The organism is Candidatus Avelusimicrobium sp. (genome assembly GCF_056976295.1).
Genome location: NZ_DBMCTG010000004.1, coordinates 1 through 12,599, shown reverse-complemented (window position 1 = coordinate 12,599; position 12,599 = coordinate 1). Strand labels below are relative to the sequence as shown.

General features: G+C 47.3%; 14 protein-coding genes. All 14 read right to left on the bottom strand.

Features of this window, described 5'->3' with window-relative positions:
* Position 1: 1 nt before the first annotated feature.
* A complete protein-coding gene (locus tag ACZOTW_RS02500; protein ID WP_428039438.1) occupies positions 2 to 766 on the bottom strand; it encodes an ABC transporter ATP-binding protein in 765 nt (254 codons plus the stop codon).
* Between the two features lies 1 nt (position 767).
* Positions 768 to 1,544, bottom strand: a complete 777-nt coding sequence (locus tag ACZOTW_RS02495; protein ID WP_177748404.1) for an MlaE family ABC transporter permease — start codon at positions 1,542 to 1,544, stop codon at positions 768 to 770.
* The gene (gene alr, locus ACZOTW_RS02490; protein WP_483997402.1) at positions 1,544 to 2,647 is read right to left on the bottom strand and encodes an alanine racemase; all 1,104 of its coding nucleotides are present in this window, start codon (positions 2,645 to 2,647) and stop codon (positions 1,544 to 1,546) included. Before alr ends, ACZOTW_RS02495 begins: the two co-directional genes overlap by 1 nt.
* A gap of 5 nt (positions 2,648 to 2,652) precedes the next feature.
* The gene (dnaB, locus tag ACZOTW_RS02485) at positions 2,653 to 4,071 is read right to left on the bottom strand and encodes a replicative DNA helicase (protein WP_177748408.1); all 1,419 of its coding nucleotides are present in this window, start codon (positions 4,069 to 4,071) and stop codon (positions 2,653 to 2,655) included.
* Between the two features lie 476 nt (positions 4,072 to 4,547).
* Entirely contained in the window at positions 4,548 to 5,057 is a 510-nt protein-coding gene (rplI, locus tag ACZOTW_RS02480; RefSeq protein ID WP_177748410.1) for a 50S ribosomal protein L9, read from the bottom strand.
* Between the two features lie 17 nt (positions 5,058 to 5,074).
* Complete coding sequence (gene rpsR, locus ACZOTW_RS02475) at positions 5,075 to 5,398, bottom strand: 30S ribosomal protein S18 (RefSeq protein WP_177748412.1); 324 nt, start codon at positions 5,396 to 5,398, stop codon at positions 5,075 to 5,077.
* A 23-nt stretch (positions 5,399 to 5,421) separates the two neighbouring features.
* The gene (locus ACZOTW_RS02470) at positions 5,422 to 5,868 is read right to left on the bottom strand and encodes a single-stranded DNA-binding protein (protein WP_177748414.1); all 447 of its coding nucleotides are present in this window, start codon (positions 5,866 to 5,868) and stop codon (positions 5,422 to 5,424) included.
* Positions 5,869 to 5,875: 7 nt separating this feature from the next.
* Positions 5,876 to 6,196 carry a 30S ribosomal protein S6 gene (gene rpsF / locus ACZOTW_RS02465; protein WP_177748416.1) on the bottom strand — a complete coding sequence of 107 codons (321 nt, stop codon included), beginning with the start codon at positions 6,194 to 6,196 and terminating at the stop codon, positions 5,876 to 5,878.
* A gap of 114 nt (positions 6,197 to 6,310) precedes the next feature.
* Positions 6,311 to 6,538, bottom strand: a complete 228-nt coding sequence (locus ACZOTW_RS02460; protein ID WP_177748417.1) for a DUF167 domain-containing protein — start codon at positions 6,536 to 6,538, stop codon at positions 6,311 to 6,313.
* A gap of 131 nt (positions 6,539 to 6,669) precedes the next feature.
* Positions 6,670 to 8,223, bottom strand: a complete 1,554-nt coding sequence (gene gpmI / locus ACZOTW_RS02455; RefSeq protein WP_483997401.1) for a 2,3-bisphosphoglycerate-independent phosphoglycerate mutase — start codon at positions 8,221 to 8,223, stop codon at positions 6,670 to 6,672.
* A 2-nt stretch (positions 8,224 to 8,225) separates the two neighbouring features.
* The gene (locus ACZOTW_RS02450; protein WP_177748418.1) at positions 8,226 to 8,819 is read right to left on the bottom strand and encodes a 3'-5' exonuclease; all 594 of its coding nucleotides are present in this window, start codon (positions 8,817 to 8,819) and stop codon (positions 8,226 to 8,228) included.
* A gap of 3 nt (positions 8,820 to 8,822) precedes the next feature.
* Positions 8,823 to 9,536 carry a hypothetical protein gene (locus ACZOTW_RS02445; protein WP_177748419.1) on the bottom strand — a complete coding sequence of 238 codons (714 nt, stop codon included), beginning with the start codon at positions 9,534 to 9,536 and terminating at the stop codon, positions 8,823 to 8,825.
* The gene (locus tag ACZOTW_RS02440; RefSeq protein WP_428045516.1) at positions 9,533 to 11,242 is read right to left on the bottom strand and encodes a HAMP domain-containing sensor histidine kinase; all 1,710 of its coding nucleotides are present in this window, start codon (positions 11,240 to 11,242) and stop codon (positions 9,533 to 9,535) included. The genes ACZOTW_RS02445 and ACZOTW_RS02440 overlap by 4 nt, the downstream gene beginning before the upstream one ends.
* 107 nt (positions 11,243 to 11,349) lie before the next feature.
* Positions 11,350 to 12,456: a hypothetical protein gene (locus ACZOTW_RS02435; protein WP_483997400.1), complete on the bottom strand. Its 1,107-nt coding sequence runs from the start codon at positions 12,454 to 12,456 to the stop codon at positions 11,350 to 11,352.
* Between the last annotated feature and the right edge of the window lie 143 nt (positions 12,457 to 12,599).

The following is a 12,599-nucleotide window of genomic DNA, read 5'->3' as shown; positions in this document are numbered from 1 at the left end:
ATTATGCTTTTAACAACTGCATTTGGATAGGCCCTTGGCTGCTGCCCTCCACAAATTGTTTTACATACGGGTTATCCGTTTTTTTAAATTCTTCCGGCGTACCATACATCAAAATATGTCCCTCGTACAAGAACGCAATATAATCGGCAATTTTAAAGGCCGAACGCATATCGTGCGTAATCACGACCGAGGTTACCCCCAGTTTGGCTTTTAACCCGATAATCAAATCGCTGATAATATCGGACATTATAGGGTCCAACCCGGTGGTTGGCTCGTCATATAAAATTACTTTCGGCTCCACCGCCAGCACGCGCGCCAACGAAACGCGCTTTTTCATACCGCCGGACAGTTCGCTGGGGTTTAATTTGGCTACATCCTCTTTTAGCCCCACCAAGGCCAATTTTTCCTTAATTACCTTGGGATATTCGCTTTCCGGCACTTCGGTTAAATATTTAAGACCAAAAGTAACATTTTCGCCCACGCTCATAGAGTCAAACAAGGCTCCCTCTTGGAATAAATAACCAAACTTGCGGCGGATAGCGGCCAGTTTAATTTCGCTGTGAATTTTTGTAATATCCTTTCCGTCCACCCATATATGTCCGCCCGTGGCTTCTTCCAACCCGATAAGGCATTTGATTAAGGTGCTTTTGCCCGAGCCGGAACCGCCCAAAATGCAAGTGGTTTTGCCCTCTTCTATTTTGAGGTTTATATCCTTTAACACCTGTTTGGGGCCAAAACTTTTTTTCAAATCTTTAATTTCAATCATATTAAACCCCGAACGCCGTTAAAATGGCGGTTAAAAAGTAATCCAATACCAAAATAAGCACAATCGTCGTAACTACGGCCCCGGTGGTAGATTTCCCCACTCCTTCGGCACCGCCGCGCGTGCTGACCCCTTTGTAGCAGCAAACCGTCGCCACCATAAACGCAAACACAAACGATTTAATAAAGCCGTGCATAAAGTCCTTCACACCCATAAACGAGGTAATATCCGTAATATATACCTCTCCGGCAACTCCCAGCGCATAAACCGCCACCAAATAGCCACCCAAGACTCCAAACAAGTTGGAAAAAAGTGTTAAAACCGGCATTGTAAACACAAAGCCAAACATCCGCGGGATAACTAAATAGCGGATAGGGTTCGTACCTAATGTATAAAGCGCATCAATCTGCTCGGTAACCGCCATTGTGCCGATTTGCGCCGTTACCGCCGCCCCCGCACGGCCGGAAACAACCACCGCAGTCAGTACCGGCCCTAATTCACGGATAAGCGAAAAAGTAACAATCGTTCCCACGAAAATAGGTTCTCCGAAGATATTGCCAATCGTGTTTCCTGCCTGCAACGCCAACACCATACCCGTAAACAAACTGGTAAGCGCCGTTACGCCCAAAGATTCTACGCCAATCGTTACGCTCTGTTCCACCGCCTGGCCAAATTCAAAGCGGGAGTGCGTCAGCCAGAACAAAGACGAGCGGACCATTTGGGCGGCTCCGCCCACTTGGCCGAACAGGTTGGACATATATTTACCGATAAGTGTAAACATTATTCTTTGTAAATCCTCGGTACGCGCATCATTAAAAGAGTGCACAATTCATAATCAATCGTGCCCGCCTTTTCAGCCAGTTCCGCATAAGTAATTTCTTCGCCGCCTTGGCGGCCTACGGCTACCGCTTCGTCGCCCACTTTTACGGACCCAGCATTGGTAATATCCACCATCATCATATCCATTGTGATATTACCTAACACCCGGCAACGCTTGCCGTTAATAAGCACCTCTGCTTTATTGGAAAGAGCGCGCAAATAGCCGTCCCCATACCCCAAGGGCAAAGTGGCTACCTTCATTGGGGCCGGAGCAATAAAACTGCGGTTATAACTAATACTCGCCCCGGCGGGAACGTCCTTTACATATACCACACGGGTTTTTAAGGACAAAATCGGCTCAAACCCGGCTTCTAATCCGAACGCGCTGTGGCCCGTGCGGACCATATCGTAATGCACATCGGGCCGCGCGGTAATAGCCGAAGAAGCCGCCACGTGGCAATAATTGATATGGATACCCTTTAAATGAACATTGGTTAAGGTATCTCGGTAGTAACCGATTTGTTCCTCAGTATAGGCCGGATCGGTCTCCACGCTGGAAAGGTGCGTAAAAAGGCCGTCCAAAATAACGTACGGATTTTTATCCAAATATTCAATCACATTAAAAACTCCGCCGCGGCGCGTGCCGATACGCCCCATACCGGTATCTTGCTTAACGTGGCAAAGGGCTTTTTTGCCTATTTTTTCCGCAATTTCGCATACAGCCTTGGCTGCATCTAAACTGGCAATAGTGATGGCGATATTGTTTTTAATGGCATACTCAAACGCTTCAAACGGGTAAATACTGCCCAAAACCAAAATAGGCAATGATATCCCCGCCTGGCGCAACTGCAATGCTTCCTCCACCGAGGCCGCGCCAAAAAAATCGCTTAGTTTGTTTTTTTCCAAAAATAGACCCAAAGGCACCGCTCCGTGGCCATAGGCGTTCGCCTTCAAAACAGTCAAAACGCGCACGCCCTCTCCGGCCTGCTCGTGTACCTTACGCATATTGCGGGCCAGTTTTTTTAAATCCACTTCGGCAACCGTCGGTCTTAAAATAGGCATCATATACATTACTCCGGAATCGCCATTGTGGTATTTCCGCCCACATTCTGCGCTGATTCCAAAGATTCAGGTGCGGGATTTGTGAACAAGGCATATTCGCCAAAGAAAGCCAAGTCAATATCTCCCACCGGGCCGTTACGCTGTTTGGCAATAATCAAGGTGGCTTTATTTTTTAGCGTTTCGTCGTCGCGTTTATAATACGCTTCGCGGTGGATTAAAGCCACCACGTCGGCGTCCTGTTCAATAGAGCCGGATTCGCGCAAGTCGGAAAGTTGCGGCTTATTGTCTTGGCGGCTCTTATCCTCGTTTTTGCGGCTTAACTGCGAAAGAGCCAAGACAGGCACATTTAAGGTGCGGGCTAAATCTTTAAGCATACGGGAAATTTCCGATACTTCCTGCTGTCTGCTTTCGGTACGGCGTTCACCGCCGCGGATTAACTGCAAGTAGTCAATCACAATAAGCCCCAACTCTTTGCCTTGTTTTTTTAGATCGGTAGCCAAACGGCGCGCGCGCATACGCAGTTCGGTAATGGAAATACCGGACGTATCGTCAATATACATCGGCGCAGAAGCCAAGCGACCCAATTCGCGCGTTAAATCGGACCATTTGCTCTGCTCGTAATATCCGGTACGCAACTTATAAATTTCCACCATAGAGGCCGCGCCGAGCATACGTTCAAAAATAATGTGCCGCCCCATTTCCAGCGAGAAAAATGCCACCGGGAACCCGCACTCCACGCAAGCGTGGTGCGCAATATTTAAGGCCAAAGCGGTTTTACCTTGGCTGGGACGCGCCCCTAAAATAATAAGGTCAGATTTTCTAAGCCCGCCCGTTTTTCGGTCAAACTCATCTAATCCAGTCGGCACCCCTTGAATAGCGTTTTTATTGCGTACGGCTTTTTCCAAAATTTCAATCACTTCGGGGGCCAAATCTTTTGAAGAAACAAAGCCCGTAAGTTTCTGCTTTTGACTTAACTTATAAATTTGGTCGGCGGCAGAGTCAATCAGCACCTGAGGATCGTCGTCCTCTTCCTTATAGCAGCGTTGGACAAGTGATGTGGCCGTGCGAATTAAATCGCGTACGACGTACTTTTTATAGACGATTTCCGCATAGTGCTTAATATGGGCGGCAGTGGAAACCTTATCCACCAGTTGTGTTAAATAAACTTCCCCCCCCAACTGGGCCAAAAGGTTATTTTTTTTCAGTTCCTCACTAAGCGTAATGATATCAATCGCTTGGCCCCGGTCCGCCAGGTTCTTCATTGCGGCAAAAATCTTTTGGTGGGATTCTTTATAAAAATGTTCGGGCTTTAAAATTTCCAACGCATCGGTTACAGCCTCCGCATCCAAAAGCATTGAGCCTAAAACAGCCATTTCCGCATCTATTGCCTGCGGAGGGATTTTTTCTTCCAGTAAATTGCTTGCCATAAGTCCTCTACAACTAAAAAATGGGGCAACGCTCTTACTCCCCGGTAAGGCGCGCTTTTTATTATTGTAGCAATTTAGACGCTTTTAATGCCACCCGAACAAGGGTTAATTGGGCAATTTATAACAAGGAGTTTGAGAAGAACCGTATTGGCAAATCTGGTACTCTGCACCCCCGATTTTGGCACATTTGTCTTGTCCCATACAAAAAACCGTGCGACCGCACTAAACAATGCTGTTGGCATCATCCCCGAGAGTTTTGGCGGCCCGCTAGGGTGCGGCCCGCAGGGTTCGGGAATCTGTCGTTCTGTAAGAGAACAACCACGGCAAAAACAAATTCCCGATTACGACACTCGGGAATGACAACAATAACAACGAAATCCCAGACAAAAACACTCCGGGATAACTTCCTAATTTAATACCAACAAAAAACCCCCGCACGGGGCGGGGGTCATTACAAAACGCAACTAGGTTGGGAGTTATTTGGCTTCTGCCGCCGCTTCTTTGGCTTCCGGCTTAGCATCGGCTACTTTTTCTTCCACCGTGGTCAAGGGGTTAATTTGTACCTTGATAACCGCGGTAACGGTGGGCTTCAAATAAATGCCCACTTCGGTTTCACCCAAAGCCTTAATCGGCATATTGAGTTCAATGGCGTCCTTGGCAATGTTGTGGCCCAAGGCATTCAAGGCTTTAAAGATATCGGCTTTGTTTACGGAACCGAACACCACGCCGTCGCTGTTGACGGTTTTGGTGAACGGAAGCACGACACCGGCCAATTTTTCGGCGATGGCGCGGGCTTCGGCGAGTTCCGCTTCAATGCGTTTGGCGCGTCTTTCGGCGCCCAACTGCCAATTCTTAATAGCGCCTTCCGTGGCGATTTCGGCCAAGCGGTGCGGCACCAAGAAATTGCGGGCATAGCCGGGCTTTACATCAACGATGGAGCCCATCATACCCAAATTTTTTACGTTCTGTTTCAAAATAACTTTCATTTCTTGCGTCCTCCGGCTTATTTCTTGGGCAAAGAATACGGCAAGATAGCCAAGTTGCGATCGCGTTTGATAGCCTTGGTAATCTGGCGCTGGTGTTTAGCGCAGGTGCCGGTAATTCTTCTGGAAAGGATTTTGCCGCTTTCCATAGTAAAGGACTTTACGAACTGAAAGTTCTTGTAATCCACATTGTCAATTTTTTCAGCGCAGACTTTGCAGACTTTTCTTCTGCTTTCAAAGCGCTTTTTGCCCATAAACGGACGCGCCGGTCTTTCGGAGCGGACGGCCGGAGCAGCGGCATTGGCCGCAGCGGGGGCTTGCGTGTTTTTAATTTCTTCGGACATTTGTTATCTCTCTTTGGTTCCTGTTAAAAAGGCACGTCGTCTTCCATTACGTCAGTAGTGGGGACGTCGTCCTTAGCGGCCGGAGCGGCATCAGCGGTGTGATAACCGCCGGCGGCGTTATTTTCCAGTATTTGGATTCTACGGGCTGTTACCTGCAAACTTCTGCGGGTTTGACCGGTAGTTTTATCGGTGTATTCGCTGCTGGTGAGGCGGCCCTCCACGGAAATGGGGGTCCCTTTTTTCACCCGGTCTTTACACCGTTCGGCGGCAGCACCCCAAACCACTACGGGAACGAATACGGTGTCATCTTTCCACTCGTTTGTGGCAGTATCCAAATATCTGCGGTTGACCGCAATGTCACAACGGCACACTGCCTGACCTTTCTGCGTAAAAGAAACGTTAGGGTCACGTGTTAACCGTCCGACTAGAAATACAACGTTTTGTTCCGGTAATTTGATTTGTGCTGGCATAGCGACCTTATTTTGCAACGGCAGGAGCCGGTTTTACCTTCACTTCTACGGCGCACATCGTCATAGAGCGGAGGACTTTTTCGTTAAGTTTCAAAGCATCTTCAAAAACTTTTACAAATTTCGGTTCGGCTTTGAACTTTAAATAGAGGTAGAAGCCATCGCGAACGTGATTTACTTCGTGGGTGAATTTTCTTCTGCCCAATCTTTCTTCGCTGACAACTTCGCCACCGTTTTTCGTGATAAGGTCTTTGGCCTTAACCACAAATTCGCCCACTTCTCCGTCGGAGAGTTGGGGTTTCACAATAATTACGCTTTCGTAAGTTTTCATATACCAATTATTCTTTTTTGCGTTTTGCAGAGTCAAAAAACACCAAGGGCTTACGCCCCGTATAATTTGCTCTATGGATATTATAACAAAATTAGAGGAATTTATATAGCCAAATTAGGCGCGTTTTAGGAAAATTTTAGCCGGAGAGGTGGCCCCTTTGATAAGAGAGAGTTTGTTTTCGGGCAAATTGAGGTGTTGTGCCAGCAACGCGCGGACTGCCTCGTTGGCACGGCCCTGTTCGGCGGGAGCTTTTACCCACAGTTCAAAGGTATCCGGGGCTTTTTGAACAAGTTTGTTCTTCTTTTCCCCCGCGTGGACTTTTACCTTAATATAACTTTCCATATTTCTATTTTACTTTTTTGCGCAAAAGCCCGCTTATCCTTTTGCTCCGTTTACAAAAAAATCACTCTTGCGGAGGCCCCTTTGGGAGAGAACAAGCGCAAAAGTGATTTTTATAATCGGAGTTTTACTTATTATTTGCTGACAATTAAACTCTTGGCCGTCATATCGGCAGGCTTTTTAAGGCCCATCACGTCCAATACCGTTACCGCAATATCGCCCAAGTTGCCCGTGGCGGCCATTTTGGCGTTTTTGTGGTTGTTGCTGACATATACAAAATCTACCAAGTTGGTCGTATGGGCGGTTTTGGGCATATTGATTTTATCGTCCCACATTTCTTCGGCATTGCCGTGGTCGGCGGTAATAAACACAGTGTAACCGTGCTTCAAGGCATCCTCTGTTACCAGGCCCGTGCACTCGTCCACCACTTCTACGGCCTTGACCACAGAGTCAAATTTGCCCGTATGACCCACCATATCGCAGTTAGCAAAGTTAATAACAATAAAGTCATACTTGCCAGAAGCGATTTGTTTGAGGGCTTCATCCTTAACGATATAGGCTTCCATTTCCGGATGTTCGGCAAAGGTGGCCGGGTCAAAACGGCCCTTGATTTCAATGCGGTCCTCTCCGGCATACGGTTTAATTTGTTTGCCGTTAAAGAAGGACGTAACGTGTTTGAATTTCTGTGTTTCGGCTAATCGCAGTTGCTTTAAGCCGGCATCTGAGATTACCTGCCCGAGCAGGTGGTCCATACCGCCCCCGTCTGTCATAGAGGGCAAGGCATTAAACGGGAAGGCATCATAGTATTTAGTCAGGCCGCAATACACGCACGGCACGCGTTCGCCGCGGTGGCCCGGATAGTTATCATCAATAAACGCACGGGTCAGTTGGATAGCGCGGTCTTGGCGGAAGTTAAAGAAAATCACGCTGGAACCGGCTTCCATACCTTTATAATCGCCCAATACGGTCGGCGGGATATATTCGTCCACCATCGGCGTATTGGTGGGGGTCTTCATTGTTTTGTAATCGGTTTCCACCACTTCTTCGGCGGTATTCCCGTGCAAGCCTTGTGCGTGCACAATTAAATTATAGGCTTTATCGGTCAGGTTCCAATCCTCGCCGCGGTCCATAGCATAGTAGCGGCCCTGAATAGTGGCAATTTTTCCGACACCGTATTCTTTAATTTTTTCTTCCAAGGTGCGGATAAACCCGATAGAACTTTGCGGCGGCGTATCGCGTCCGTCGGCAAAGAAATGTATATATACATCCTTAATGCCCTTTTCGGCGGCATATTTCATAATGGCGTGCAAATGGTCCTGGTGGGCGTGTACCCCTTCATCTTGTACAAGGCCCATAACGTGCAGCGGTTTATGGTTTTTCAGGCAGTTATCAATGCAGGCGGCAAACGGGGTGGATTTAAATAAAGAACCGTCCTCAATGGTGTCTTTCAAGCGTTTGAGTTCCTGTACCACAATGCGCCCCGCACCCATATTGAGGTGGCCGACTTCGGAGGACCCCATATACCCGGCGGGCAAACCTACTTGTTCGCCGGAGGCTTCAATTTGCGTATGCGGATATTCGGCCAAATATTTCGTCATATTCGGCGTTTTGGCATTGGTTACGGCATTGTGCGGACCGGCTTTGGCATCGCCCCAACCGTCGCGAATAATTAAAACTACTTTTTCCATAATTAATTCTCCTTAATTAAATCTTTCCAACGTTTTTGTTGGAACGAACTTAACTGTTCCAGTGTAGAAACACCGTGCTTGTTAAGTTCGGTTAAAAAGTAATAAAAAATCTGTTCGGCCATTTTTGTATCAGCCATTGCCCGGTGCCACCCCGCGCAGTTAATTCCTAAATCAGCGGCAATACAGCCCAAGTTGTTTTTGGCAAATTTACCGCTCTTGCGCGCCAGTTTGAGCGTATCAATCACGGGATAGGGCGGAAAGCGCATTCCGCATTGTGCAAATTCGCTACGTAAAAAGTTTACGTCAAAATCAGCATTGTGCGCCACTATAACACAATCATCCAACAAACCCAAAAGTTTGGGCAATATATCGGCAAATTTGGGGGCACTTGCCACCATTTCGTTTGTAATACCGTGAATAGCAATTACCTCCGGGTGCATTGGCATACCGGGGTTTAACAAGGTGGAAAATTCCTCCACCGGGCGGCCGCCCTGGGATACAGACACTGCCAGTTCGCAAATTCGTCCGCCGTCATCCGGCGACAAACCCGTCGTTTCCGTATCCAAGCAAGCAAATTTAATTTTAGAAAGTTCCATATTTCACCACACCAAATAAAATCTCAGGCGTACCAAAAAACCTACCAAAACAGCCCCAAATACCCCTATATAAAAAGCCGCGTGGGACACGTCCATTAAGCGTATTTTTCGGGCATACACACAAGCCCCGTACCACACCAGCAGCCACACCATCCACCGCCAACCGGGCAAGAGCATTATTAAAAAGAAAATAGCACGCACCATCATCAGCAGCCACCGTTCGTCAAAGGTGGGATAATCCCGCCCGTAGCGGTCCTGCTCAATGGAAAAGATAAACCAACCTATCACGCGGGTAGCGGTTACAAGCCCCACCAAAAAGATAACCCACGATTCGGCAAAGAAATTACCTGTTTCGTACAGCACTCTAAACGGTACGCACAGAAACAAAAAGAGGAGGTTGGCAAAGATTTTCGTAAAAAATGTTAAGACATACCCGTGGCGCATTTTGCCGCCAAACTGGAAAAATCTGTCCGAAAAGACGTGGAACGCACAGCACAGCAAAATGCACATCCAACCGGGCAGATGGAAAAGTTCCAAAAAAGGCCAAGGCATTGTTAAATAGCCGTAGCACAGCAAATAGGCCCAGAACAAAAACACTGCACTATGCAAAGCCGAGGCTTTGAGCCAGTTTTCTTTTTCCAACTGGTTAATCGTTTTGTGAAAGAAAACGAAATCCGTCAAAAAGAAGGTTAAAAACAACCGCCAAAAAACAATCATTTCTGCTCCTTGGGGATAGAAAGCGTAAACACGCTGCCTTCGCCCTGTTTAGAAGTTACGCCCAACGTCCCGCCGTGCGCCTGCATAATTTGGCGGCTGATAAACAGCCCCAAGCCGTAGCCTGAACGGTCCGTGTGGACTTGATGATATTTTTGAAAAAGTCCCTTTGCGTCTTGTTCACTAATACCTATCCCGCTGTCAGCCACCGACAGATAATATCCTTTTTCGTCTTGCCACGCACGCACGCGGACAAAACCCTTGTCGGTAAATTTAATCGCGTTAGATATCAAGTTCATTATAACCCGCTGCAAAAGTTTCGGGTCGGCCGGCAAACGCTCCACCGCGATATCTGCGGAAAGGGCCAAGCCCTTTTCTTGCGCGGCGGGGGCTAATGTATCAGTAACGTTTTTAACAAGTTCCGGCAATGATACACTTTCTTTTTTGGGTAACATCATTCCGGCCTGAACGCGGGAAACATCTAACACGTCTTCCAACAAAGCAGATAGATTTTTAGCCGCTTTGCTCATTAAGTCCAAATATTGCTTTTCTTCGTCCTTAGACACTTTGCCGCTTTGCAAAATATATAAATACCCCTGCAACCCCAAAAGGGGCGCGCGCAAGTCGTGCGCAACCGCGCGGAACACCTGCTCCTTCATTTCGCTTACTTGGGCTTGGAGTTGCAACACTTGGTAATCTTTCAAATCAGCGGTCATTTTATTAAAGGAAGAAATCAACTGCTTAAATTCCCCCCAGCCGATTTCTTCGTCTATTTTTTCGTCAAAATTACCCGCGCTGACCTCTTTGGCCGCCCGCGAAAGCGCGCCTATCGGCTCGCCTAACCGCTCTGCAAAAGTAAGCGCGCCGAAATAGGCCAAAGTGGCAATAGACAACAAAAACAGGGCAATAATAATGTTCGTGTAATAAATACTGCGGTAGGCCTCGCTCTTTAATTGGAGCACGGTGGCATAGGCTCCTAAAATGGGAGTAGGCGCAAAAGCCCCCACATAAGTTTCCTGCGGGGTGTTCAATTTTTTAATCAGGCGGCTTTTGGACGAAAAGGCGTTCTTTAACGCTTCCGCATCAAACGCAGGTTTGTATTGGTAATCGTTGGCATAGACGGAGCCGTTTTGGTCCACAATGTAAATGCGGCCCGTCTGGCCGATACGCTGTTCCTGCACGCGCGACAACAGCCCAAAGAAACTCATTATTCCGTATAAAAAATCCCCATTGGAAAGCGGATAAATAAATTCGCTAATCGGGCGTCCGTCCATTACATCAAAACTGCTGACAGACAAGCGGCCTTCTTTGGCAAGAGCAGGCAAGGAGTCGTCGCCCGACAAATTAAGCGGTGGCAGTTGCTTTAAAATCTGTTTATCTCCGGCGCGGTATAATTCTTTTCCGGAGGAATCCAATACGGCCAAAATCAAAAAGTCAGGGTTTGCCCCCAAAGCATCTTGTAACTGGCGGGTGGGGTTTTTATGTGAAGCAAGGGCAGACGTAATATTTTGCGCGAAAGACAAGCGCCAAGTAAGGTCCTCTATGTGTTGGTTCATAGACGAGGACACAATTTGCGCCAAATTCGCGTGCGTTTCCAAAATATTATTTTTCAAATGAACCTGGTAGTAGGCCAGCAGCAGCACCATAGGGATAAGCGGCATAAGCACCACAGCCAAGAACAATTTGAAAAGTTTAGAAAATAAAGACATAATCCACCTTATTTAGATTATATCAATTCGGAGGGCGCAAACGGGAATTTTTGTTACGCGGTGAAAATTGACGCCCCGGGTTTTAAACCCGGGGCGAGATTAAAAAATTACCACAACTGTTTATACTCGCCAGAATCTTGGCATTTCAAATAATACCCATGACACCGAGTTTGTCTGTACCCTTGGCTTACTGGGGTTGAGACACAATTTGTATTTTTAGGCTTGTAATAACAAGTAAATCCCACTTTTGCACATATTCCATCAGTGGGACCACAATCACCATCAAAAGACTCCCTATCATATAATCCCTCCCTGAGAGTAACATATGTATAAACAGGAGAATAGCACACCGTATCGGTTTTAGCGGCGGACGGACAGCACTCGCTCTTGTGAGCGGCCTTATAAGTAGCGTTAGAGCAATCGCCCGTGGACGGAGGAGTAGTTCCTCCGCAATTTGCCAAGGCCAAGAGTTTTACCTTTTGGTTGTTGCTTGTTACGCGCTCTTCCCATTTTAAGGTGCAGTTGCTAAGTGCCGCGCCTGTATTGACGTGCGAAGATGTCGGCTGTGGAATATCGTTCCCGGACAATGTAAACCCGTCCGTTGTGGCTTCATCATAAAGGCTTGCATCCTCTGAGCCACTGACAGATAACTTATTCGCGCGCAGAGTGGCCGCCTTTTGTTTTAAGCGGTTTACTGCGTCCAACGTGGATATATACGAATCGCTTTTGACCGTTGTCGTTCCGCCGTTTACATACACATTATTTAAAAGTGCATTAGGTGTACCCGTATTGACAGCCTGATAATTATCATAAGTATTGGCAGCCGCTCCGTGGATAGCCGTGTTCGGCATATCAAGCGCAGAGCCGGACTCCCCCACCACAGCGGGAACATTATAATTTAAATTAGGTGAACTGGCACTCACGGTACCGCCGGAGCGGACCGTCATCGTGTTGGCTTCAATACCGCCTTTTAAATTGGCCTTATCGGCTACCTTTAAATAGACGTAATCGCCCATACGCGACGGATTATACGACACCGCGGAAATGATTTCCGCCGGAGCATTTACCGCCGCAAATAGAGTAATCAGAAACAAAACAACCAACCGTTTGACAAAGGCTCTTGCCGTGCGGCCACTTGTTGTTAAACCGTCATCCCCGAGGAATTGGTGGCCCGCTGAGTTCGGGAATGACACCATAGAAGTAACTCCTTTCATTTTTTCTCCTTTTTAAGGTCTTTATATTTGGGCAAAAAGGCCTTTTATACGCGTTTTTATATACCGGATACATCCGGGTATATCCACCGCGATTCGTCAAAATTTTAACAAAAAAAAAAAAAAAAACAACCCTTTTAGAAAAA